Source organism: Bradyrhizobium amphicarpaeae (genome assembly GCF_002266435.3).
Classification (GTDB): domain Bacteria; phylum Pseudomonadota; class Alphaproteobacteria; order Rhizobiales; family Xanthobacteraceae; genus Bradyrhizobium; species Bradyrhizobium amphicarpaeae.
Window position 1 is genome coordinate 4972109 of record NZ_CP029426.2, and the last position, 24169, is coordinate 4996277.

Annotated in this window: 20 protein-coding genes; 8 read left to right on the forward strand and 12 right to left on the reverse strand. The window is 64.4% G+C overall.

Translation table 11 applies throughout. The features are described 5' to 3' along the window. Positions 1 to 206: 206 nt before the first annotated feature. Both CIT40_RS23420 and CIT40_RS23425 read left to right on the forward strand, forming a co-directional pair. A complete protein-coding gene (locus CIT40_RS23420) occupies positions 207 to 917 on the forward strand; it encodes an SDR family NAD(P)-dependent oxidoreductase (protein WP_094891522.1) in 711 nt (236 codons plus the stop codon). 37 nt (positions 918 to 954) lie between these two features. After that, positions 955 to 2175, forward strand: a complete 1221-nt coding sequence (locus CIT40_RS23425) for a YbfB/YjiJ family MFS transporter (RefSeq protein ID WP_162307637.1) — start codon at positions 955 to 957, stop codon at positions 2173 to 2175. An 18-nt stretch (positions 2176 to 2193) separates the two neighbouring features. Here the strand turns inward: CIT40_RS23425 and CIT40_RS23430 are convergent, their stop codons facing one another. The 4 genes from CIT40_RS23430 to CIT40_RS23445 form a co-directional block, all read right to left on the reverse strand. Then, a complete protein-coding gene (locus CIT40_RS23430; protein ID WP_094891518.1) occupies positions 2194 to 3654 on the reverse strand; it encodes a flavin-containing monooxygenase in 1461 nt (486 codons plus the stop codon). 159 nt (positions 3655 to 3813) lie between these two features. Next, positions 3814 to 5235 carry an adenosylhomocysteinase gene (gene ahcY, locus CIT40_RS23435; RefSeq protein WP_094891516.1) on the reverse strand — a complete coding sequence of 474 codons (1422 nt, stop codon included), beginning with the start codon at positions 5233 to 5235 and terminating at the stop codon, positions 3814 to 3816. Positions 5236 to 5359: 124 nt separating this feature from the next. Beyond that, entirely contained in the window at positions 5360 to 6556 is a 1197-nt protein-coding gene (gene metK, locus CIT40_RS23440; protein WP_094891514.1) for a methionine adenosyltransferase, read from the reverse strand. Between the two features lie 62 nt (positions 6557 to 6618). Continuing rightward, positions 6619 to 7974: a hypothetical protein gene (locus tag CIT40_RS23445; protein WP_094891512.1), complete on the reverse strand. Its 1356-nt coding sequence runs from the start codon at positions 7972 to 7974 to the stop codon at positions 6619 to 6621. Positions 7975 to 8145: 171 nt separating this feature from the next. Between CIT40_RS23445 and CIT40_RS23450 the strand changes: the two genes are divergently transcribed. Continuing rightward, positions 8146 to 9867, forward strand: a complete 1722-nt coding sequence (locus tag CIT40_RS23450) for a caspase family protein (protein ID WP_094891511.1) — start codon at positions 8146 to 8148, stop codon at positions 9865 to 9867. A 279-nt stretch (positions 9868 to 10146) separates the two neighbouring features. Here CIT40_RS23450 and CIT40_RS23455 read toward each other — a convergent pair whose 3' ends face one another. The 6 genes from CIT40_RS23455 to CIT40_RS23480 form a co-directional block, all read right to left on the reverse strand. Further along, the gene (locus CIT40_RS23455) at positions 10147 to 11265 is read right to left on the reverse strand and encodes a cobalamin-independent methionine synthase II family protein (RefSeq protein ID WP_094891510.1); all 1119 of its coding nucleotides are present in this window, start codon (positions 11263 to 11265) and stop codon (positions 10147 to 10149) included. Between the two features lie 24 nt (positions 11266 to 11289). Then, positions 11290 to 12006 carry an ABC transporter ATP-binding protein gene (locus tag CIT40_RS23460; protein ID WP_094891508.1) on the reverse strand — a complete coding sequence of 239 codons (717 nt, stop codon included), beginning with the start codon at positions 12004 to 12006 and terminating at the stop codon, positions 11290 to 11292. Further along, a complete protein-coding gene (locus CIT40_RS23465; RefSeq protein ID WP_094891507.1) occupies positions 11999 to 12754 on the reverse strand; it encodes an ABC transporter ATP-binding protein in 756 nt (251 codons plus the stop codon). Before CIT40_RS23465 ends, CIT40_RS23460 begins: the two co-directional genes overlap by 8 nt. Continuing rightward, a complete protein-coding gene (locus tag CIT40_RS23470) occupies positions 12751 to 13779 on the reverse strand; it encodes a branched-chain amino acid ABC transporter permease (protein WP_094891505.1) in 1029 nt (342 codons plus the stop codon). The genes CIT40_RS23465 and CIT40_RS23470 overlap by 4 nt, the downstream gene beginning before the upstream one ends. Before the next feature lie 8 nt (positions 13780 to 13787). Next, a complete protein-coding gene (locus CIT40_RS23475) occupies positions 13788 to 14657 on the reverse strand; it encodes a branched-chain amino acid ABC transporter permease (RefSeq protein WP_007612509.1) in 870 nt (289 codons plus the stop codon). Positions 14658 to 14887: 230 nt separating this feature from the next. Beyond that, the gene (locus CIT40_RS23480) at positions 14888 to 16066 is read right to left on the reverse strand and encodes an ABC transporter substrate-binding protein (RefSeq protein ID WP_094891502.1); all 1179 of its coding nucleotides are present in this window, start codon (positions 16064 to 16066) and stop codon (positions 14888 to 14890) included. 567 nt (positions 16067 to 16633) lie between these two features. Here CIT40_RS23480 and CIT40_RS23485 point away from each other — a divergent pair. Beyond that, positions 16634 to 16927 (forward strand): hypothetical protein, encoded by a 294-nt coding sequence (locus CIT40_RS23485; RefSeq protein ID WP_193550880.1) that lies wholly within the window; start codon positions 16634 to 16636, stop codon positions 16925 to 16927. 10 nt (positions 16928 to 16937) lie between these two features. On the opposite strand, the gene purU is transcribed toward CIT40_RS23485, so the two are convergent. After that, positions 16938 to 17801, reverse strand: a complete 864-nt coding sequence (gene purU / locus CIT40_RS23490) for a formyltetrahydrofolate deformylase (RefSeq protein WP_094891501.1) — start codon at positions 17799 to 17801, stop codon at positions 16938 to 16940. A gap of 174 nt (positions 17802 to 17975) precedes the next feature. On the opposite strand from purU, the gene CIT40_RS23495 reads away from it, so the two are divergent. Then, complete coding sequence (locus tag CIT40_RS23495) at positions 17976 to 18815, forward strand: uroporphyrinogen-III synthase (protein ID WP_094891500.1); 840 nt, start codon at positions 17976 to 17978, stop codon at positions 18813 to 18815. Between the two features lie 122 nt (positions 18816 to 18937). Then, positions 18938 to 20200 carry an MFS transporter gene (locus CIT40_RS23500; RefSeq protein WP_094891499.1) on the forward strand — a complete coding sequence of 421 codons (1263 nt, stop codon included), beginning with the start codon at positions 18938 to 18940 and terminating at the stop codon, positions 20198 to 20200. Between the two features lie 6 nt (positions 20201 to 20206). Here CIT40_RS23500 and CIT40_RS23505 read toward each other — a convergent pair whose 3' ends face one another. Then, positions 20207 to 20881: a Crp/Fnr family transcriptional regulator gene (locus CIT40_RS23505; RefSeq protein WP_094891498.1), complete on the reverse strand. Its 675-nt coding sequence runs from the start codon at positions 20879 to 20881 to the stop codon at positions 20207 to 20209. 338 nt (positions 20882 to 21219) lie between these two features. Between CIT40_RS23505 and CIT40_RS23510 the strand changes: the two genes are divergently transcribed. Next, positions 21220 to 22041 carry an ABC transporter ATP-binding protein gene (locus CIT40_RS23510; RefSeq protein ID WP_094891645.1) on the forward strand — a complete coding sequence of 274 codons (822 nt, stop codon included), beginning with the start codon at positions 21220 to 21222 and terminating at the stop codon, positions 22039 to 22041. Beyond that, positions 22038 to 23969 carry a long-chain fatty acid--CoA ligase gene (locus CIT40_RS23515; RefSeq protein WP_094891497.1) on the forward strand — a complete coding sequence of 644 codons (1932 nt, stop codon included), beginning with the start codon at positions 22038 to 22040 and terminating at the stop codon, positions 23967 to 23969. Before CIT40_RS23510 ends, CIT40_RS23515 begins: the two co-directional genes overlap by 4 nt. The last annotated feature ends 200 nt before the right edge of the window (positions 23970 to 24169 follow it).

Here is a 24169-nt window from a genome sequence, read left to right on the forward strand (position 1 = left end):
CCGCCCCCTCAGAGTCAGGCCGCAGGCTAGGCGTTCCCCTCCGTGGCGACAACCGTCGCCGGGCGCCGACCCGGCATTCGTACGCGCCGCGAAAGAGTGTCTGCCGGACGGCATGTATTCGCAGCGGGGCCGCCCCGGCGTACCTCACAGACCATGCCAGCTGAGTGCCGGCGCAGTTTTCTCAAGGCCAACAACAGGAGCCCGTCATGGGTATCGAGCAGAAAGTCGCCATCATCACCGGTGCTTCGCAGGGCATCGGCGCCGCCCTGGTCCAGGGCTTTCGCGATCGCAACTACCGCGTCGTCGCGACCGCGCGCTCGATCAAGCCGTCGGGGGACGACGATGTCCTCGCGGTGCCGGGCGACATCACCGAGCGGAGCACCGCCGAGCGCGTGGTTTCGCAGGCGGTCGCCCGCTTTGGGCGCGTCGACACGCTGGTGAACAACGCAGGCATTTTCGTCGCAAAGCCGTTCACGCAGTACACGGCCGAGGATTACGCGGCGGTGATGGGCACCAACGTCGCGGGCTTCTTCCACATCACGCAGCTCGCCATCGCCGAGATGGAGAAGCAGGGTTCGGGCCACGTCGTCCAGATCACGACCACGCTGACCGATCAGGCCAATTCCAACGTGCCCTCGGTGCTGGCCTCGCTGAGCAAGGGCGGCCTGAACGCCGCAACCAAGTCGCTTGCCATCGAATACGCCAGGCGCGGCATTCGCGTGAATGCGGTCTCGCCGGGGATCATCAAGTCACCGATGCACCCGGCCGCGACGCATGCCCAGCTCAGCGCGCTGCACCCCGTCGGCCACATGGGCGAAATGTCCGACATCGTCGGTGCCGTCCTCTATCTCGAGGGCGCCTCCTTCGTCACCGGCGAAATCCTGCATGTCGACGGCGGACAGAGCGCCGGCCACTGAAAGCCGGCCGCGCCAAGCGAGTACGCAGGAGGTCGACATGACCGAATTGAATGCAGACACCAAACATCGGGTCCACGCGCGACCGCACATGCGGCCAGGTTCAAATTGGCGATACGCGGTGGCGGGACTAACCGCTTCCCTGGTCGGACTGGGCCTCGCCCGCTTTTCCTACACGCCGCTGATCCCGGCCCTGATCGGCGCAAAATGGTTCAGCGCGTCGGATGTCGTCTATCTCGGTGCTGCGAACCTCGCCGGTTATCTCGCCGGCGCGCTGGCCGCACGGAGGGTCGCCGGCCGCATCGGCGCGGTTCGCGCGTTGCGGGCGATGATGCTGCTGGCCACCCTCTCCTTCTTCGCCAGCTCATCGCCGGTGTCGTTCACCTGGTTCTTCGCCTGGCGCTTCCTCTCCGGCCTCACCGGCGGAATCATCATGGTGCTGGCGGCCTCCGTGATTCTGCCGCACACCTCGGCCACAAGGCGCGGCATTGTCGGCGGCGTGATCTTTGCGGGTGTCGGCCTCGGCGTCGCCGCATCGGGCACGCTGGTGCCGCTGCTGCTGCAACAGGGATTGCGGCAGAGCTGGTATGGGCTCGGCGTGCTCTCCGCCGTGCTCACGGTCGCAAGCTGGTGGAACTGGCCCGCCGAAGCGAAGGGCGACACGGCGCCGTCCCAGACCAAGCACCATCAAGCCTCGGCCGTCACCCGTGCGCTGCTGATCCAGTACGGCCTCAACGCGATGGCATTGGTGCCGCACATGGTCTTCGTCGTCGATTTCGTGGCCCGCGGCCTCGGCCAGGGCATTGCCGCGGGATCACGCTATTGGGTGCTGTATGGCCTCGGCGCCGTCGTCGGCCCGCTCATCACCGGCCATCTCGGTGACCGCGCGGGGTTCGGTCCGGCGTTGCGCGCGGCTTTTCTGATCGAGGCGGCCGCGGTGCTGCTGCCGACGGTCAGCACCGCTCCTGTCTCGCTGATCGCATCGAGCATCGTGGTCGGCGGCTTCACGCCCGGCATCGTGCCGCTGGTGCTCGGACGCATCCATGAACTCGTTCCGCACTCCGCCGAGCAGCAGCGCGCAACCTGGAGCCATGCCACCACCAGCTTTGCACTGTTCCAGGCCGCGGCCGCTTACGGCTTCTCCTGGATCTACGCGCAGACCGGCGGTGATTATCCGGTGCTGTTCTCACTCGGCGGGGGTGCGGCGGTGCTGGCGCTCGCGATCGACCTTGCACTGGCACTTACCACACGCAAGGCATAAGCACGGGCGGCGATGCGATCAGGAATATCGCATCACGCCGTCGTCGATCCGGCCGAACCGCAAGGACACGATGTCGAGCGCGTAGTTCTGGTACAGCCGCCACGGCTGCTTCGAGCCCTGCTTCGGCATCTTGGCCACCGAGCGCTGCACATAGCCCGAGGTGAAGTCCAGCGACGGCTGCGCCGTGATATCAGGGTCGTCATTATGCGGCATGCACTGGCGGAAATTGTGTCGGTCCATGTAGTTGATGAGCCTGCAGACATATTCGCAGGTGAGGTCGCATTTCAGCGTCCAGGATGCATTGGTGTAGCCAAACGCCGAGGCCATGTTAGGCACGTCGGCATACATCATCCCCTTGTAGGTCAGCGTGTTGGCGAAATCGACGGCACGGCCGTCGACGCTGACGTCGAGACCGCCGACGACCTGGAGCACCAGCCCGGTCGCGGTCACGATGATGTCGGCGGCGAGTTCGCGGCCGTCTCTGAGACGGATGCCGTCGCGGGTAAACGTGTCGATCTCATTGGTGACGACGGAGGCGCGCTGCTCGCGGATCGCCTTGAACAGATCGCCGTCAGGCACCAGGCACAGCCGCTGGTCCCACGGATTGTAGCGCGGCGTGAAATGGGTGGCGACGTCGTAGTCCGGGCCAAGCGCCATCTGCACGCCCTTGAGGACCAGCTCCTTGACCTTCGCAGGACGGCGCCGGCTGAGCTGGAAGAAGAACATCCCCCACATCACGTTGCGCCAGCGGATGACATGATAGGCCAGCCGCGTCGGCAGATTACGGCGGATCTTGTTGGCGACGGGATCCTGCGCCGGGCGCGACACCACATAGGTCGGCGAGCGCTGCAGCATGGTAACCTGTGCCGCCTTCTTGGCGAGCTCCGGCACCAGCGTCACCGCGGTCGCGCCCGAGCCGATCACCACGACGCGCTTGCCCGAATAGTCGATGTCCTCGGTCCATTTCTGCGGATGGACGATGCGGCCGGCGAAATCAGCGGAGCCCTTGAACTCCGGCGTGTAGCCCGCCTCGTATTTGTAATAGCCCGAGCACATGAACAGGAAATTGCAGGTGAAGCGCACCAGCTCGGTCGCGCCCTCGCCCGTGATGCGCTCCGCCTCGATGGTCCAGCGTGCGTCCGGCGTCGACCACGACGCGCGCTTGACGCGATGGCGGAAGCGGATGTGCTTCTCGATGCCGTTCTCGGCCGCGGTCTCGCGCACATAGTTCAGGATTTGCGGCCCGTCGGCGATCGCCTTCGGGTCGGTCCACGGCTTGAAGGAATAGCCGAGCGTGAACATGTCGCTGTCGGAGCGGATGCCGGGATAGCGAAACAGGTCCCAGGTGCCGCCGATGCAGTCGCGACCCTCGAGAATGACGTAACTCTTGCCCGGGCACTTCTTCTGCAAATGATAGCCGGCGCCGATACCTGATAGCCCGGCACCGACGATGAGGACGTCGAAATGTTCTTGTTGCATGGCTTCCTCCGCCAGGAGGATTGTCCGCCCGTCACTGCTGGCCGTCAATCGGCAATCAGCCACGCAGCAACCGGAAAGCGAGTTGAATTCCGTGCGCCGAAACGATGAAGCCCCGGATCGCTCCGGGGCTTCGCGTCGATGGCTGATCTGACCAGGGGATCAGTAGCGGTAGTGATCCGACTTGTACGGACCTTCCTGCTTGACGCCGATATAGTCGGCCTGGTCCTTGCGCAGCTCGGTGAGCTTGACGCCGATCTTGGCGAGGTGCAGGCGCGCGACCTTCTCGTCGAGCGACTTCGGCAGCACGTAGACTTCCTTCTTGTACTTGCCGTCCTTGTTGTTGGCGTAAAGCTCGATCTGCGCCAGCGTCTGGTTGGTGAAGGAGGCCGACATCACGAAGGACGGATGGCCCATCGCGTTGCCGAGGTTCACGAGGCGGCCTTCCGACAGCATGATGATGCGGTGCTTGTCGGGGAATTCGATCTCGTCGACCTGCGGCTTGATGTTGGTCCACTTCAGGTTACGCAGACCCGCGATCTGGATCTCGTTGTCGAAGTGACCGATGTTGCAGACGATGGCGCGATCCTTCATCGCGCGCATGTGCTCGATGGTGATGATGTCCTTGTTGCCGGTAGCGGTGACGAAGATGTCGGCGCGGGGCGCTGCGTCTTCCATGGTCACGACTTCGTAGCCTTCCATCGCGGCCTGCAGCGCGCAGATCGGATCGACTTCCGACACCATCACGCGGCAGCCGGCCTGGCGCAGCGAGGCAGCCGACCCCTTGCCGACGTCGCCGAAGCCGGCGACCATCGCGACCTTGCCCGACATCATCACGTCGGTGCCGCGGCGAATGCCGTCGACCAGCGATTCACGGCAGCCATAGAGGTTGTCGAACTTCGACTTGGTGACGCTGTCGTTGACGTTGATGGCAGGCCACAGCAGCGTGCCGGCCTTCTGCATGTCGTAGAGACGATGCACGCCCGTGGTGGTCTCCTCGGAGACGCCCTTGATGCTCTCGGCAATCGCGGCGAAGTAGCCCTTCGGCTTCTCCTTGAGCTGCTTCTTCAGCAGCGCGAAGAAGACTTCCTCTTCTTCCGAACCGGGCTTGTCGAGGAAGGCGGTATCGCCCTTCTCGGCGCGCAGGCCGAGATGGACGTACATGGTGGCATCACCGCCGTCGTCGAGGATCATGTTCGGGTGGCCGCCGCCGTGCCAGTCGAACAGCTTTGCGGTGTAGTCCCAGTACTCGGCCAGCGTCTCGCCCTTGACGGCGAAGACGGGAATGCCGGCGGCCGCGATCGCGGCGGCAGCATGATCCTGCGTCGAATAGATGTTGCAGGACACCCAGCGAATGTCGGCGCCGAGCGCTGCCAGCGTCTCGATCAGCACGCCGGTCTGGATCGTCATGTGCAGCGAGCCGGCGATGCGCGCGCCCTTCAGCGGCTGCTTCGGGCCGTACTCCTCGCGGGTGGCCATCAGGCCGGGCATCTCGGTCTCGGCCAGCGAGAGTTCCTTGCGGCCGAAATCGGCCAGCGAAATATCCTTGACGATGTAATCGGTGAAGCCGGGCTTCGCGTTCATGGCAGGTTCCTGTTTGTTTGGCTCGTCATTCCGGCGAGCTCGTGAAGCGAGCGAACCCGGAATCCGAAAGCTTCGAGATTCCGGGTTCGCCGCTGTTGCGGCGCCCCGGAATGACTCAAGTGACTCAGAGCGCGCGCTTGAGCTGCTCGACGAGGTCGGTCTTCTCCCAGGAGAAGCCGCCCTCGTTGTCTGGCGTGCGGCCGAAATGGCCGTAGGCCGAGGTGCGCGCGTAGATCGGGCGGTTGAGGTCGAGATGGCTGCGGATGCCGCGGGGCGTCAGGTCCATCGCCTGCGCCGCCGCCTTCTCGAGCTGGTCCTCCGGCACCTTACCGGTGCCATGGGTGTCGATGTAGATCGACAGCGGACGCGCCACGCCGATGGCATAGGCAAGCTGCAGCGTGCAGCGGTCGGCAAGACCGGCGGCGACGATGTTCTTGGCAACGTAGCGCGCGGCATAGGCCGCCGAACGGTCGACCTTGGTCGGATCCTTGCCGGAGAACGCGCCGCCGCCATGCGGAGCCGCGCCACCGTAGGTGTCGACGATGATCTTGCGGCCGGTCAGGCCGGTATCGCCGTCGGGACCGCCGATGAAGAACTTGCCGGTCGGATTGATGTGCCAGATCGTCTTCGGCGTGATCCAGTCCTTCGGCAACGCCTCGCGCACATAGGGCTCGACGATGTCATGGATCTGCTTGGACGAGATGTCCTCGATCAGATGCTGGTGCGAGACCACGATCTCGCGCACGCCGACCGGCTTGCCGTTCTCGTACTGCACGGTGACCTGGCTCTTGGAGTCCGGACCGAGCACCTTCTCCTTGCCGGAGTGACGGGCTTCGGAGATCAGGCGCAGGATCTTGTGGGCGTAGAAGATCGGCGCCGGCATCAGATCGGGCGTCTCGTTGGTGGCGTAACCGAACATGATGCCCTGGTCGCCCGCGCCCTCTTCCTTGACCTCGCCCGGCTGCAGCGCATCGACGCCCTGGGCGATGTCGGCCGACTGCGGATGCAGGAGGATCTCGATGTCGCAGGTCTTCCAGTGGAAGCCTTCCTGCTCGTAGCCGATGTCCTTGATCGCGCCGCGGACGACGCCCTCGATCTGCTCGTTGGTCACCGACTTCGGACCGCGGGTCTCACCGGCGATCACCACCTTGTTGGTGGTCGCCAGCGTCTCGCAGGCGGCGCGGATCTGCCAGGGGTCGATGCCGGCCTTCGGCCCTTCGCGGTAGAACAGATCGACGATCTCGTCGGAAATCCGGTCGCACACCTTGTCCGGATGACCCTCGGACACGGACTCGCTGGTGAAGAGATAGGACGCGCGCATCAGTAACCCCTTGTTCCGCCACTAAGCCGGCGGGCGTTTGCGATATTTACTTGTGAATGAAGTCAATCACGCCGGCGCGAGATGACGTAGGATTCGTCGAGAAACCAGAGCCCATTGTACTTCCGCAGCACATCCCTGGCGGCATCCAGAGTGCGGCCGTTTTGAGTCATTTCTGTCAACCGGTCGTCCTCAATCTGAGCGACATACACCGCCGCATTCCACGCTGCAAAGGCCGTCGAGGTTCCGATGGTCCCGGTTACCTCGTTGGGCAACGCTTCCATATCATACCTGAAGATCGAGCGGTTATCCGCATATGCATTAAAATTTAAGTCGCGGCCCAACGATCCGAGTTCATACTTAACGGCGCGCAATAGCTCATGACGGCTCACGGCGAAAGGATTTTCTCCTGGCCAGATCGCCTGGATCATTTCCATGCCCGGATCCTGGCCATGGGAGTGGATTCCGATCAGCCGCCCGCCCGGCCGAAGCGCCTTTGCCAGAGGTGCGATGATCCGCTTCGCCCGAAAGTTGACCGAGGACAGGGCGCGGTAAGGCTGGGACGCGATGACGAGGTCGAAATTGGCCTCGGTCTGGCCCGGCCGCGGAATGGTCGAGTCGAGCAGGAACCGGTGATCCTCGCGGTAGAGCACCAGAACCACAGGCCGCTCGTAGAGCGGCATGGCCGTGCGTGGGCTGATCGCGGCACGCCAGTTCTGCTCCAGGAACGGCCGGAGCTCGGCGATCTGCTGCTCGAACTCGCCTGACGAGGCGCCCCGCAGCGGCACCTCGTGCCAGACGGTCGCAGCCGCCGCCGCAGGCGATGCCGGCGTCAGCCAGGGCGCTTCCGAGTAGAACATGTTGGTGAAGACGAACACCGACGCCGGATGCTCGAAAATGCGGTCCGGCACCTTTTCCAGCGTCAGGCGCAGATCCTCCAGGCTGAGCTCCTTGCCGGCAACGTAGAATGGCATATGGGGGTAGCGCTGGTGCGTGGCGCGCAGCACCCGCGCCAGCACCGTGCCGTCGCCGACGCCGGCGTCGAACAGGCGCAGCGCCGGTGGGCGCGGATGGATGGAGGCGAGCTCCAGCGCGACCCTGTCGGCGACCACCCGCTTTTCGCTGCAGGTGTGGACGAACAGCAGGTATTTCTGCCGGTTCTCGAAGAAGCGGAAATTGCCGCGCGGGTCGCGTTTTTCGGGCGGTACCTGAAGCCCCCGCGGCGGCGGCACACCACCGGCCATCGAGGCCGCCATATAGGCCTGGATCCGGTCCAGCGTGTCGATGGTGATGCGCTTGCCCTCGCGCAGGCGATGCACAAGCTTCCCATCGTTCACCGCGCGCCGGCCGAACGTCGATTCCGCCATGTCCGCCTTGCGGCAGAACTCCGTGATCTGGCTGAGGATTTCGTCGTTTTTCATGAGTGGGACGCGGTGGGCAGAAAAGTTGGGCTCCGCCTCCTAGCAAATTCTGCCCACTAAAGGAATAGCAGCTGTCCGACTTTTCCTCGTCTGCTCACGCCAGCGCGGCCCGTGAACCCCCGCAGCAAGCCGAGCAACAAACAAGCGCCTTCCTTTGATGGGGACTTTCGCATGCGCCGCCTGCTCGTCGCGCTCAGCCTGCTCGCCGCAACCCTATGGTCCGCGCCCGCGGCGGCGCAGGCGCGCAATCAGCTCGGGCCGCTTTGCACCACCGACACCACGCCGGCGGACCAGATGATCGACGCCTGCAACAAGATCATCGCGTTGAAGGTGTTTCGGGGCGAGCAGCTTGCGACGATCCATTTCTGGCGCGCAGTCGGCTGGAACAAGAAGGGCGACTATTCGAAGGTCATCACCGACGCCACCGAAGCGATCCGGCTGCAGCCGAGCCAGGCGGCCTACAACCTCAGGGGATCGGCTTATTACGACAAGGGCGACTACGACATCGCGATCGCGGACTTCGACGACGCGCTGAAGCTCGGCCCGCCGAGCGGCACCATCTTCCACAATCGCGGCAATGCCTGGCGCGGCAAGCACGACTATGCCAAGGCCATTGCCGACTACGACATGGCGATCAAGGCCGATCCGAAAGCGGCGTTCTCGTTCCAGAACCGCGGCATCTCGAAACAGGCACTCGGCGATCTCGACGGTGCGCTCGCCGACATCAACCAGGCGATCCGGCTCGATCCCTCGCTGCCGCAGCCGCTGATCAACCGCACCGCGATCTGGCGCGCCAAGGGCGATCTCGACCGCGCCATCGCCGACGGCAGCGAGGCGATCCGGCTCGCCAGGGAGAAGCCGCCGGCCAACATCATGACGCCGCCGAACAGCGTGCTGATCTCCGGCTATACTCATCGCGCGCTGGCCTTTGAAGCGAAGGGCGATTACGCAAGCGCGCGCGAAGACTACAAGGCGACGCTTGCGATCGTGGCTTCGGATGCCGGCAGCAAGGCCAACCAGGCGACAGCAAAGGTTCGGCTGTCGCTGGTGACGGAGACGAGCGCGCCGATCCCGCGCGATGCGCCTTCGCCGGCGACGCAGCCGACCGCGACTCCCGCTCCGCAGCAGAAGCCGGGCGCAGCGCAGCTTCCCTCACCTGCGCCAGCCGCTCGCGGCGTACGCATGGCGCTGATCATCGGCAACGGCGCCTATGCGCACGTCAAGGCGCTGGCCAATCCGGCCAACGACGCACGCGCCGTCGCGAAGAGCCTGCGCGATATCGGCTTCACCGTGTCGGAAGGCATCGATCTCGACCGCTCTGCGATGCAGAAGATAACACGCGACTTCCTGCGCGAGGCCGCGCGGGCGCAAGTCGCGGTGGTCTATTATGCCGGCCACGGCGTTCAGGTTGACGGCCGCAACTATCTCATTCCCATCGACGTCGAGCTCAAGCCGGGCACGGCCATGACCGAGGCGATGATCGACATGGACACGATCATGGCCGGCCTCGACGACCAGGTTCGCACCAACATTCTGATATTCGATGCCTGCCGCAACAATCCCATGGCGCAGCAGGTCGCCAGTGCCGGCGCCAACCGCGCCATCGAGGGCGTCTCCGGACTTGCTGCGCCGGCAAGTCTCGGTAGCGGCGTAACGTTAGGAGCAGGCACGCTGATCGCGTTCGCAACAGCGCCGGGCCAGGTCGCGCTCGATGGCGAGGGCGCCAATTCGCCGTTCTCCGCCGCACTGTCCCGCCACGTCGGGACGCCGGGGCTGGAGGTACAGCAGATGTTGACGCGGGTACGGGCCGAAGTGGTGTCGAGCACGAAAAACAAGCAGGTGCCGTGGTCGAACTCCTCGCTGCTGGGCGAGGTTTATCTGGCGGAGAAGTGAGGCTTGGGCGCGATGCCGTAGCCCGGATGAGCGAAGCGACATCCGGGTTCAAGCGGCCCCGCATATCGCTCCGCTCATGCGGGCTACGAAAGCGCCCCACGCTCGCTGTCGCCCTCGGCAAGTACGCAATTGCCCACTAGGACCGGGCGCCCCAGTCTTCCAGAGACGCCGGCGATTCTCTGGGAAGCCGCGGCGTACTGGATTCCCCGCCTTCGCGGGGAATGACAGTGATTGTGCGGAGAGGCCTCGCCTCGACCTACGCAACGCCCAGTGCTGGGCTCAGTTACCCCACACTTCCTTTGCGATCTCGACGGCAAGGCTCAGCTTCGCCCACTGCTCTTCCTCGGAAAGGACATTGCCTTCTTCCGTCGAGGCAAAACCGCATTGCGGCGACAGCGCGAGCTGCTCCAGCGGGGCGAACTTGGCGGCTTCTTCCAGACGGCGCTTGATGTCGTCCTTCTTCTCGAGCTCGCCGAACTTCGAGGTGATGACGCCGACCACGACGACCTTGTTGCCCTTGGGCAGGAAGCGCAGCGGCTCGAAGCCGCCGGCACGATCGCTGTCATATTCGAGGAAATAGCCGTCGTAATTGGTGCCGGCGAGCATGGTCTCCGCGACCGGCTCGTAGCCACCCGAGGAAATCCAGGTCGAGCGGAAATTGCCGCGGCAGACATGCGTCGTCACCACCATGTCGGCGGGCTTCTCGGCCAGCGCGTAGTTGATGATGCGAGCATAGATCTGCTGGAGACCGTCCGGATTGTCGCCGCGCTCGCGCGCCTTCTGCAACTCGTCCTGCGAGCAGAGATAGGCCCATACGGTGTCGTCGAACTGGAGATAGCGACAGCCGGCGTCGTAGAAGGCCTTGACCGCTTTCCGATAGGTCTTGCCGAGGTCCTCGTAGAATGCGTCGAGATCGGGATAGACATCCTTGGAGATCGCCTTGCGGCCGCCGCGGAAGTGCAGCACCGCGGGCGACGGGATCGTCATCTTGGCGGTGACGTGGGCCTGGTCGGCGACCTTCTTCAGGAAGCGGAAATGGTCCAGCATCGGGTGATCGGCCGGGAAGTCGAGCTTGCCGATCACCCGCACCGCATCGTGCCGGGTCTGCACGCCTGCGAACTGAATGCCGGAATCGGGATGAAACAGCTCGCAGCCGGTGAGCTTGGCCAGGAAGTCGAAATGCCACCAGGAGCGGCGGAATTCGCCATCGGTCGCGAGCTTGAGGCCGAGCGAGGCCTGCTTGTGCACGACCTTCTCGATCTCCATGTCCTCGATCTTGCGCAGATCGTCGGCCGAGATCTCGCCCTTCTCGAGCCGGCTACGGGCTTCCTTGATCTTGGCCGGACGCAAGAGGCTGCCGACCTCGTCGGCGCGGAAGGGGGCTTTGGTTCGCTGCATGTCTTACTCCCTGGACATTTTAGTTTAGTGAGCTGCGGCCCCGGCGACGCCGAGATGGCGCTCCAGGACCGAAGGGTCGGCTTTCAGCGCGGCGCTCGGAGCATCGTGGACGATCGTTCCGCGCTCCAATATCACAACGCGGTCGGCCAGCCCCAGAATCTTTTGGGCATTCTGTTCGACGATGATCGAGCAGATGCCGCCTGCCCGCGTGATGCTGCCGATCGCCTTCAAGAGCTCCTCGACGATGATGGGGGCAAGGCCTTCGGTCGGCTCGTCCAGCAGCAGCACCTTCGGGTTGAGGGTGAGCGCGCGGCCGATCGCCAGCATCTGCTGCTCGCCGCCGGAGAGCTGGTTGCCGAAATTACTCCGCCGCTCCTTCAGCCGCGGGAACATCTCGTAGACCTTCTCGATCGTCCATGGACCGGGCTGCGCCACGGCGGTCATGTTCTCTTCCACGGTGAGCGAGCGAAAGATATTGCGCTCCTGCGGCACCCAGCCGATGCCGGCGCGCGCCCGCTGGTCGGGCCGGAGCGAAGTGACATCGGCGCCGGCGAGCGCCACGCTGCCGGAGAAGCGACGGGTGACGCCGACGATCGAATTGATCAGCGTGGTCTTGCCGGTGCCGTTGCGGCCGAGCAGCGCCAGCACCTGCCCCTCGGCGAGGCGCAAGGACATATTGGGCAGGACCACCGCCTCGCCATAACCGGCGCGCAACGCCTCGATCGCGAGCAGGTCAGACATTGACCGCCTCCTCGCCGAGATAGACCGCCTTGACCTGCGGATCGCGCGCGACCTGCTCGGGCGGCCCCTCGGTGAGCAGCGCGCCGGAGACGAGCACGGAGATGCGGTCGGCGAAGGAGAACACGAGGTCCATGTCGTGCTCGATCAAGAGCACGGTGACGTCGCGCGGCAGGCTGCCGACGACCGCGAGGATATCGTGGCGCTCGCTCTCGGGCACGCCGGCGGCGGGCTCGTCGAGCAGCAGCACGCGCGGCTTGGCCGCGATCGCGACTGCGATCTCGAGCAGGCGCTGCTTGCCGTAGGGCAGCGTCACGGTCTGTTCGTTCATGACGTCGAGCAGATGGAAGCGCGCAAGCAGATCGGCGATCTCACCATTGACGTCGCTGCGCGTGCCCATCCGCCGCCACCAGTCGCCGCCATGGCCGAGGCGCTCGGATACGGCGAGGCCGATGGTCTCGAGCGGCGTCAGGTCAGGATAGAGCTGGTTGATCTGGAAGGTGCGCGACAGACCACGCAGCACGCGCTTGTGCACGGGCAGATCGGTGATGTCCTGTCCCTCCAGCAGGATGCGGCCGGAATTGGGCTTGAGCACACCGGTGAGCTGGTTGATCACCGTGGTCTTGCCGGCGCCGTTGGGACCGATCAGCGCGTGGCGGGCGCCCTGCTCGATCTTCAAGGAGAGATCGCGAGTGACGCGCAGCCCGCCAAACTGCTTTTCGAGATTTTGGGTTTCGAGCGCGATCGTCATGCCTCGCTCTCCGGCACGGCGGCGACGGCCTTGCGACCCGCGATCTGCCTGATGACCAGATTGGGCAGGTACAGCACCCAGCGGTGCAGGCGCTGGCGGCCGACCAGCACGATCACGACCAGCACGAGGCCGATCCAGAACTGCCAGTATTGCGGGGTGATGGTGGAGAACACTTCCTGGAGCATGCGGAAGATCACCGCGCCGATCAGCCCGCCATAGAGATAACCGGTGCCGCCGATGACGAGCACCAGCATCAAATCGGCGGAGCGCTCGAAGGCGAAGACGTCGAGCGAGGCGATCGCGGTGGTCTGGGTGAACAGCGCGCCCGCGACGCCGGCATAGAATGCCGCCAGCGTGTAGATCGCGATCAGGCGGCGGTTGACGGGAATGCCGATCGCGGCGGCGCGCAGCGGATTGTTCTTGATCGCGCGCAGCGACAGGCCGAACGGCGAATGCACGACGCGGCGGGCAAACAGGAACAGCAGGAACAGCACGGCGAGCGAATAGAAGAAGCCGGCCTTGCCGAACATGTCGAACGGGATCTGGCCGAGGATCGGCTGCATCTCGATGCCCTGCAGGCCGTCGGTGCCGCCGGTGACGTTGGAGAAGCGTTCGGCGAGCGCTTCCAGCAGCAGCGCGATGCCGAGCGTCACCATCAGCCGCGTGAGATCGACGCCTCGGATCACCAGGAAGCTGGTGGCAAAGCCGAGCACCATCGCGGCAAGACCTGCGGCGATCAGCGCCAGCACAGGCTCGTTGACGATACCATGAAGCGCGAGCAGCCCCGCCGCATAGGCGCCGACGCCGAAGAAAGCAGCATGCCCGAGCGAGACGATGCCGGCATAGCCGAGGATCAGATCGAGCGACATCGCAAACAGCGCCAGCCGCAGGATGTCGGTCATGATCAGATAGCGCGCGGGAAATGCAAAGCCGCAGGCCAGCACGACGAGCCAGAAGGCGACTTCGCCATAGTGCCAGCGTGCCTGGCTCTGGGCGTGATGACCGACGTCGGAGGAAGCGCTCATCGGCGAACTCAACGCGCGGCCGTGCGGCCGAACAGGCCGTTCGGGCGCCAGATCAGGATCACGATCATCATGGTGTAGATCACGAAGGGGCCCATCTTCGGCACGTAATACTTGCCGGCGACGTCGCCGATGCCGAGCAGAAGCGAGGCCAGGAACGGGCCGGTGATCGAGGACGAACCGCCGACGGTGACCACGATCAGGAAGTAGATCATGAACTTCAGCGGAAAGTACGGATCGAGGCCGAGGATCTCGGCGCTCAGCGCGCCGCCGAGGCCCGCGAGCCCGCACCCGAAGGCAAAGGTGAATGCGAACACTTGCGGCACGTTGATGCCGAGGCCGCTCGCGGCGCGGGGATCATCGACGGCGGCGCGCAGGCGGCTGCCGAAACGCGTCTTGGCGAGCACCATCTGGAGGCCGATGGTGAGCAAGCCGCAGATCACGATGATCATCAGCCGGTAGCGGCCGATACCGACCCCGAACACATCGAACTGGCCCTGGAGCGCGGCCGGCAGGTTGATGAAGACCCGCGACGAGCCCTGAATGTAGTCGACGGCGGCGACCGACATGAAAGTCAGGCCGATGGTGAACAGCACCTGATCGAGATGGCTCCGCGCATAGAGGTGGCGGTAGAGCGTGCGTTCGAGCACGATGCCGATCGCGGCCGACGAGACAAAAGCGAGCGGCAGCGCTGCGAAGAACGGCCAGCCCATCCGGTTGACCAGCACCATGCAGACATAGCCGCCGGCCATCGCGAAGGCGCCATGAGCGAGATTGACGAAGTTCATCAATCCGAGCGTGACCGCGAGCCCGCAAGCGAGCACGAACAGCAACATGCCGTAGGCGACGCCGTCGAACAGGTTGGTGAGGATAGAGGTCATTGAAGGTCGAAGATCATTTCAGGTTTAGCCCAAGGCCGTGCTGCGCTCCCTCTCCCGCTTGCGGGGGAGGGCTGGGGAGAGGGTGTCTCCGCAATGGGACACCTCCCTAGTGGAAAGAACCCTCACCCGCCGCTTCGCGATAGCCGAGGCGACGCCTCGGCGTCTCTTGAAGGACGGCCGCCGGAGGCGGCCTACGCTCTCCCGCAAGCGGGAGAGGTGAAGCGAGCGCGTCACTTCTTGGTCTTGCCGAGATCCTTGACGGCCTCGAAGGTCTGGAACTCGACGTTGTAGAGTTCGCCGTCGACCTTCTCGACCTTGCGGATGTAGATGTTCTGCACGATGTCGCGGGTCTCCGGGTCGATCGAGATCGGGCCGCGCGGGCTCTCCCACTTCTGCCCCTTCATGGCCTCGACCAGCTTGGTGCCGTCGGTGTCGCCATTCGTCTTCTTAAGCGCCTCGTAAATCAGGTGGATGCCGTCATATCCGCTGACCGCCATGAAGCCCGGACGATTGCCGAACGCCTTCTTGTAGGCTGCGACGAAATCCTTGTTCATCTGCGAGGGGTGCGCCGCGGAGTAGAGGTGCGCGGTGACCGTGCCGAGCACGGCGTCGCCCATGTTGTTGAGCAAATCGTCGTCGGTGACGTCGCCGGGTCCGATCACCTTGATGCCGGCCTTGTCGAGGCCGCGCTCGGCATACTGCTTCATGAAGTTGCCGCCCTGGCCGGCCGGCACGAACACGAAGATCGCGTCGGGCTTGGCGTCTTTCATGCGCTGCAGGAACGGCGCGAAGTCGGGATTGGCGAGCGGCGTCTTGACTTCTTCGACCACCTCGCCGCCGCCCGCGGTGAAGTGCTGCTTGAAGAAGTTCAGCGCGTCATTGCCCGGCGCGTAGTCGGAGGTCAGCGTCGCCACTTTCTTGATGCCGTTCTTCACCGCCCAGTCGCCGATGATGGTCGAGGACTGTGCCAGCGTGAAGCTGGTGCGTACGATATAGGGCGAGCGCTCGGTGATGATGGAGGTGCCGGCTGCCATCACGACTTCCGGAATCTTGGCCTGCGTCGCCAGCGGAGCCGCCGCCAGCGCGGCCGGCGTCACGCCGAAGCCTGCGATGAAGTTGACCTTGTCGTTGACGATCAGCTCTTGCGCGGCGGTCTTGGTCTTGTCGGGGATCGCGGCGTCGTCCTTGAGGATGATCTCGATCTTCTTGCCGGCGACGGTGTCGCCCTTCTGCTGCATGTAAAGCTTGATCGCGTTTTCGATCTGCTTTCCGGTCGAGGCCTGGCCGCCGGTCATCGGCAGGATCAGGCCGACCTTGACGCTGTCCTCGGCCTTTGCAGGCGCAAGGCCTGCAACGCCTGCAATGGCGGCTGCTGCTACGGTGCGTGAAAAAATTCTGCGTTCGAACATCAGATGTCCCTCCCCTTCCATTCCTGACCTGTTGTGCGCCAGACCGAGTACCCGGTCCTTGCCGCGCTCTAACCCACGGACAAGCCATGCCGTCTGGCCACATGGCGTCCTCCGCAACCCCGTTGTCAATCGGACGTTGGGCGACCATTCGGCGCAAGCCACGCGGTCGGATTGCCGGCAGGGGAGTTATTTGTACGATTGTACAAATAAAATGGCCCTGTCAACAATAAAGCCTTTCGATGCCCGCGCCTAACCCCTCCGCGTCATGCCGTACTCTAAGAGCGCCCGGCGGCGCCGTGGTTGGATGAATCCGCCTCCGCTTTGCAGAATTCGAACATTCAAAGGGCCCGACGAAATTGAACTCTCCACCTCGATCGTGAATACGGATTGTATACCGTATCAACTAGCACGGCGCGATCAACCTCAAATAAGACGTATTATTCTACCTTTATGTATACAAAAAAATTCGCCGCCGAATAGGCCAATTTTACTTGTTGAGGACTAGAGTGCGCCGCTGGCGCCCACCGGGCGTCCCGTATCCGCGCCCGGTCCAGTTCGACCCAGAAGATGATCATGCGTATCCGCTTGCCTTCGACCGCTGCCATCGTTGCCTTGCTGGCCTCCAGCCTTGCGGGCTGCGGGACCGTCAACGAAAGACTCTCCGCCGGCATGGGCGACTACGTCCCGCAATGGGCCGGCGGGCTGCCGGCCGATGCCCCGCCGCGGGCGGGCACGCCGCAATACGACGCCTACATGAAGGAGCGCGAACGCAAGCGGCTGCTGCCGGCGGCGGATCGCGAGAAGGAAGAGCAGGCGCAGAAGGGCGCGACGGGGACGATTTCGGGCAGCGCGGTGCGTTAGGGGCGCTCCCTCAATCCACGAACACCACGGTCTTGCGGCCGTTGAGGATGACGCGGTCGTCGAGATGGTAGCGGATCGCGCGGGCCAGCACGCGGCGCTCGATGTCACGGCCCTTGCGGACGAGATCCTCCGGCGTGTCGCGATGGCTGATGCGCTCGACGTCCTGGTCGATGATCGGGCCCTCGTCGAGGTCACGCGTGACATAGTGCGCGGTGGCGCCGATCAGCTTGACGCCGCGCTCATGGGCCTGGTGATAGGGCTTTGCGCCCTTGAAGCCCGGCAGGAACGAGTGGTGGATGTTGATGCAGCGCCCCGACAGCTTCGCCGACAGGTCGTCCGACAGGATCTGCATGTAGCGGGCGAGCACGACGAGATCGGTCTTCGTGGTATCCACGAGGTCCATGATCCGGCCCTCCTGCTCGCGCTTGGTCTCCCTGGTCACGGGCAGATGGTGGAACGGGATGTCCCCGAAATCGAGCCCGCCATAGACCTCGCGCGGATGGTTGGAGACGATCGCAGCAAGCGTCATCGGCAGTTCGCCGGTGCGCCAGCGATAGAGGATGTCGACCAGGCAGTGGTCGGACTTCGACACCAGCAGCATCACCTTGCGGTGCGCGGCCCGATCGCGCATCTGCCAGTCCATGCCGAAACGCTCGGCGATCGCGGCAAAGCCGGTCTGCAGCGCCGACAGTTCCACGGCGAGATCGGCCGCGGTGAACACCACGCGCATGAAGAATTTCTTGGTCTCGATGTCGTCGAACTGCTGGGCGTCGAGAATGTTCTGTCCATTATGGGCCAGGAAGGTCGACACCGCCGAAACGATGCCGGGGCGATCCGGGCAGGACAGGGTCAGCACATATTGATGATCGGGCATGTTGATGAACGGGCTTGGCTCTGATGAAGGTTTGTGCAGCAGCTACGGGACACGCCGCGATTTGCACCCTGCTCTAGCACCGACACGCCCCTTGCGCCAATCCCGGGGCTTGCTTCGACGTAAAGCGTGGAGTCAGGATGAACGGACGATTGCGATTTATGCCGGAGCATTTCCATGGCCGACCGTTTGAACGGCACCCGCATCCTGATCCTGGAAACGCGTGAGGAGGCGCAGTTTTCAAGACTTCTCGCCGAGCAAGGCGCCGAGGTCGTGCAATGCCCGATGTTCACCATCCAGGATGCGCCGGATCCGGCCCCGGTCGACGCCTGGATCCGCCGCGCCATCGACAAGCCGTTCGACGATCTCGTGCTGATGACCGGTGAAGGCCTGCGGCGGATCATGAAGCTCGCGCGCGCACGCGGGCTCGACCAAGCCCTCGTCGCTGCTCTCGCCGGATCGCGAAAGTTCATCCGCGGGCCGAAACCAGGCAAGGCACTGCGCGAACTCGGCCTCGAACCGCAGCAGACCACGGAGAAACCGATCACCGAGGGCGTGATCGAGATGCTCGGCAAGGTCGACCTGAGGGGGCACCGTATCGGCCTCCAGCTCTATCCGGACAAGGACCATAGCGCACTGACCGGCGCGCTCGCCGCGCAAGGCGCCGATGTCGATGCGGTGCTGCCTTATGCCTACGATGCCAGCGCCGCCGATGCCAGCATCGTCACCGCGATCGACGAGATGGCCGCGGGGCGGATCGATTCCATTGCGCTGACCAATCTCGGCCAGGTCCGTCGCCTGATCGAGGCAGCGAAGGCGCATGGCAGCGAGGCCAAGCTGCGCGCAGGCTTCGAACGGACGTTGATTGCGTCGGTGGGCCCGGCGGTCTCGGGCGAGCTCGCCGCGCACGGCCTGCGCGCCGACATCTCGCCGGCCGATGAAGCCTATTTCATGCGGCCGCTGATCTCGGCGATGGCCACGGCTCTGGCAGAGCGGAAGCCGGCAACGACCAGGTAAGAGCTGAGCGCGGGAGCGGCATGCGGCGGCTCTGATTGACACGTGCGCCCTCGGCCCTACGGTGCCGGAAATGAAAAGAAACCACACGGGCAGGGAATCGCCGTGACACGAGCCATCGCGTCTTGAGCACAGCCGCACGACCTTCTGCGCTCGCGCCGTTCCGCATCCGCAATTATCGCTTTCAATGGCCGTCCGATCTGCTCACCTCCTGGGCTTTCGAGGTGGAGACGCTCGTGCTCGGCTGGTACATCCTGGTCGAGACCGGCTCGGTGCTGCTGCTCACCGTGCTTGCCTCGCTCCAGTTCGTGGGGACCCTGGTCGCGCCGGTGCTGGGCATGATCGGCGACCGCATCGGCCATCGCGATCTCCTGGTCATCATGCGCCTCATCTACACGGTGCTGTCGTCAACCATCATGGTGCTGGCGCTGACCGGTCACCTGTCGCCGCTGAGCGTCATGATCATCGTGACGATCATGGGGATGATCCGACCCTCGGATCTCGGCGTGCGGGGCGCGCTGCTGGCCGAGATCATGCCGGCCGAGCAATTGGTCGGCGCCATCAGCGTTGCACGCACGACCCAGGACAGCGCGCGCATCGCCGGCGCGCTGACCGGCGCCGGGCTGTTTGCCCTCCTCGGCATCGGCTTCGTCTATGTGGTGATCGCCTGTCTCTACTTTGCGGCCGCGCTGCTGATGCTCTGCCTGACCCGACCGGAAAGGTCCGTCGCGACCAGCGATCTTCCGGCGAACAGCCGCGCCGTCTCACGATTACTGGGCGATCTCAAGGAAGGGATTGTCTACGCCTGGAACGGCCCGGGAATGCGTGCGGCGCTGTGTGTCGCTTTCCTGGCCAATCTCACCGCATTTCCCTTCACCGGCGGATTGTTGCCCTATATCGCGCGCGAGATCTTCCACACCGACCAGACCGGCCTAGGTTACCTCTCGGCGAGCTTCGCCGTGGGCTCGTTGATCGGCTCCATCACCCTGAGCCTCGTCAGCGGACTGCGCATTGCCCGGCTTCTGATCGGCGCGACGCTGGCCTGGTACGCCATGTTGCTGGTGTTCGTCGAGATCAGGACCATGCCGGTGGCAATGGCCTGCCTGGTGCTCGCCGGCATCGCCCAGAGCATGTCGATGATCTCGGCGGCCGTGATCCTGATGCGCACCGCGAGCGCGCACCTTCGCGGCCGCGTGATGGGCGTGCGCATGATGGTGATCTACGGCCTGCCGATCGGACTGCTCGCGGCCGGCAGCCTGATCGACGTCATCGGCTATTCCGCGACAGGCTCGCTCTATGCTGTCGCGGGCTTCATCGCGATGCTGGCGATCGCGATCCGCTGGCGCGCCGATCTATGGCCGGTACACGCGCCCGCCAATGCGCGATGAGGTCGGCTAGTCTCCATACCCGCGCAGCCGCTCGATATCGAGGATGGTGACGCCGCCATATTCGAGCCGCAGCAGCCCCTCCTTCTCCAGCCGGTTCAGCGCGCGATTGGCGTTTTGGCGGGACATGCCCGAGAGCGCGCCGATCTCCTCCTGGGTGATCTCCAGATGCGCGGTCGATTCCGGATAGAGGATCGGGTTGAACAGCGAGGCGATGCTGCGGGCGAGGCGCGCGGTGGCATCCAGTGTGCGGTTGACCTCGAGCATGCCGATGAACTGGCCGAGCCGTTCGTTGAGCTGGCGCACCAGGAAGCGGTTGAAGCCGACGCTGTTCTCGAACAGCCACATGAAAGCGCTGCGTTCCATCAGCGCAACGCGGCTGTCGCGCAGCGCGACCACGTCATAGCGGCGCGGTTCGTTCTTGAGCACGCTGCCCTCGCCGAACCAGGCCCCCGCCGTCAGACCGGCGAGGCTCGTCTCCTTGCCGTCGCGCGAGACCCCGCCCATCCGGGCGAGGCCAAAGACCATGCCGGCCCAATAGTCGAACGAATCGCCGCGCATGAACACGGTCTCTCCGGTGCCATAGGACCGCTCCGTGATGCCTGCGCGAGCGACCTCGATCTCAGCCTGCGTGAGTTCGCGCGACCAGGCGGCGACGCGCTTCAGTTGATCCTCTGAAATCATGATCTCGAAGCCAGCCGCACCGTTTCGTCACCCAAGCCTTCTGCTGCACCGCACAAGATCATTTCGACCGCCATCAGACGAAAGACGAAGGCCGCGGCCACCCGAAAAAACTTTGTCGCAGAATTGTCAGCCGGGAGACATTTCAAAATAGCGCTTTCCCCTATTGAGGGCCACCTCGGGCGATGCGGCTTTTGATCCCAAGCGGGAATGAGAGCGGCGCGGCTTTCCGTGGAGACCATCTGCTGCATGGTCTCACCGGCACGGCCGTACTAGGATCGCCGGGCAGGAACCGACGAAGAGCGCCGCTGAACGCGCCATCACCGGGAGGGATTTGTTTGGTGGCTACCAGTCTTGAAGTGCGAGGCGTGTCCTTGCGATTCGGCGGCGTCCGGGCGCTGACCGATGTCAGCTTCGCCATCAGGGACGGAGAGCTGTTCTCGATCATCGGTCCCAACGGGGCCGGCAAGACCTCGATCGTGAACTGTATTTCCGGTCGCTACAAGCCGACCGAAGGCCAGCTGTTCTACCAGGGCCGTGACATCACCGCCCTGACGCCGAATGCGCGGGCTTCGCTCGGGATCGGCCGCACCTTCCAGAACCTCGCACTGTTCCACCATATGAGCGTGCTCGACAACATCATGGTCGGGCGTCATCACCTCCTGAAGAACAATTTCCTCACGGGCTCGCTGTACTGGCTCACCGGCGCGCGCAAGGAAGAACTCGAGCACCGCCGCAAGGTCGAGGAGATCATCGACTTCCTCGACCTTCAGTCGGTGCGGAAGGCGCAGGCCGGCACCCTCTCCTATGGCTTGCGCAAGCGCGTCGAGCTCGCCCGCGCCATGGCGCTCGAGCCGCGCCTCATTCTCCTCGACGAGCCGATGGCCGGCATGAACTTCGAGGAGAAGGAGGACATGGCCCGCTACATCGTCGATCTCAACGAGGAATTCGGGATGACGGTGGTGATGATCGAGCACGACATGGGCGTGGTGATGGACATCTCCCACCGCGTCATGGTGCTGGATTTCGGCAAGAAGATCGCCGAAGGCGACCCGGCGACGGTGCTCGCCGATCCTCACGTCAGGCGCGCCTATCTGGGCGAAGAAGACGAGGTGCTGGTCGATCCCGATGACGCTGCCCCCGCGCAGGAGAGCGCGGCATGATGGATTACGCAGGCCGCGTCGCCCAGGCCGACACCTATCCGAAGATGCTCCGGCTCAACGCCAGGGAGCACGGCAACGAGATTGCCCTGCGCGAGAAGGATCTCGGGCTCTGGCGTGTGTTCACCTGGAACGACTACCAGACCCGCGTCCGCGACTTCGCGCTAGGTCTTCTCGAAATGGGCCTTGGCCGCGGTGACGTCGTCGGCATCATCGGCGACAACCGGCCGGACTGGGTCGCGGCGGAAGTGGCGACGCACGCCATCGGCGGCCTCAGCCTCGGACTCTATCGCGACGTGCTGGATGACGAGGCCTCCTATCTCCTCAACTATGGCGAGGCACAGCTCGTCTTCGCCGAGGACGAGGAGCAGGTCGACAAGCTTCTCAGCCTCGCCGATCGCGCGCCGAAGCTGAATCACATCATCTATTCCGATCCGCGCGGGATGCGGAAATACGACGATCCCAGGCTGATGTCGGCGGAGAAATTTGCCGAACTCGGCCGCGCCCGCGCCGCGCGCGAGCCTGAGCTGTACGACAGACTGGTCGATGCCACCAAGGGCGAGGACGTCGCGATCCTCTGTACGACGTCGGGCACCACGTCGCATCCCAAGCTCGCAATGCTGGCCGCCGGCCGCGTGCTCGGCCACTGCGCGACCTATCTCGCCTTCGATCCGAAGGGACCGGAGGACGAATATGTCTCGGTGCTGCCGCTGCCGTGGATCATGGAGCAGGTCTACGTGCTCGGCAAAGGTCTGCTTTGCCGGATGAAGATCAACTTCGTCGAAGAGCCCGACACCATGATGAACGATCTGCGCGAAATCGCGCCGACCTTCGTGCTCTTTGCCCCACGGGTCTGGGAATCCATCGCCGCCGACGTTCGCGCCAAGGTGATGGACGCCACGCCTTTCAAGCAACGCCTGTTCGAGGTCGGCATGAAGAGCGGCCTTGCCGCGCTCGAACAGGGCAAGCGCTCGGGTCTCGCCGACGCGATCCTGTTCCGCGCGCTGCGCGATCGCCTCGGCTTCACCCGCCTGCGCTCCGCCGCGACCGGTGGCGCAGCGCTCGGCCCTGATACCTTCAAGTTCTTCCAGGCCATGGGCGTGCCGCTGCGCACGCTCTATGGCCAGACCGAGCTGCTGGGGGCCTACACGCTGCATCCCGAGGGCAAGGTCGATCCTGACACCACCGGCGTGCCGATGTCCGACCAAGTCGAGATCCGCATCGACAATCCCGACGTCCACGGCGTCGGCGAGATCGTGGTGCGGCATCCCAACATGTTCCTCGGCTATTACAAGAACCCCGAGGCCAGCGTCGCCGACATCAAGGACGGCTGGATGCTGTCGGGCGATGCCGGCTATTTCAACGCCAACCAGCAGCTCGTCGTGATCGACCGCATCAAGGATCTCGCCGAGACCTCGCGCGGCGAGCGTTTCTCGCCGCAGTTCATCGAGAACAAGCTGAAGTTCTCGCCCTATATCGCCGAAGCCGTGGTGCTCGGGGCCGGCCGCGACACGCTCGCGGCGATGATCTGCATCCGCTATTCCATCATCTCGAAATGGGCGGAGAAGAACCGCCTCTCCTTCACGACCTACAGCGACCTCGCCTCGCGGCCGGAGGTCTATGCACTGCTCCGCAAGGAGGTCGAGACCGTCAACGCCACGCTGCCGCCGGCGCAGCGCATCTCGCGCTTCCTGCTACTCTACAAGGAGCTCGATGCCGACGACGGCGAGCTCACCCGCACCCGGAAGGTGCGCCGCAGCGTCATCAACGAGAAATACGAAGGCATCATCGACGCCATCTACCGCGGCGATGCCGACATCCCCGTCGACACCGTGATCCGCTTCCAGGACGGCAGCACGCAGAGGGTGCGGACGACGTTGCGCGTGGTGGACCTGGGTGGACACGGGCACATGGCGGAGGCGGCGGAGTGATGTTCCAGTCGGCAACGGGCCCGGTGCGCATTGCTGTGCCCTCTCCCCTTGTGGGAGAGGGCCTCGCCGTCATCAGCCACAGCCTCACTAGGGTGAGGGGTTCTCTCTGCGTACCGTTACTGCCGAAACAACCCCTCACCCGTCTTCGCTTCGCGAAGCCACCCTCTCCCACAAGGGGAGAGGGGAAGAGCGCGCCGGAC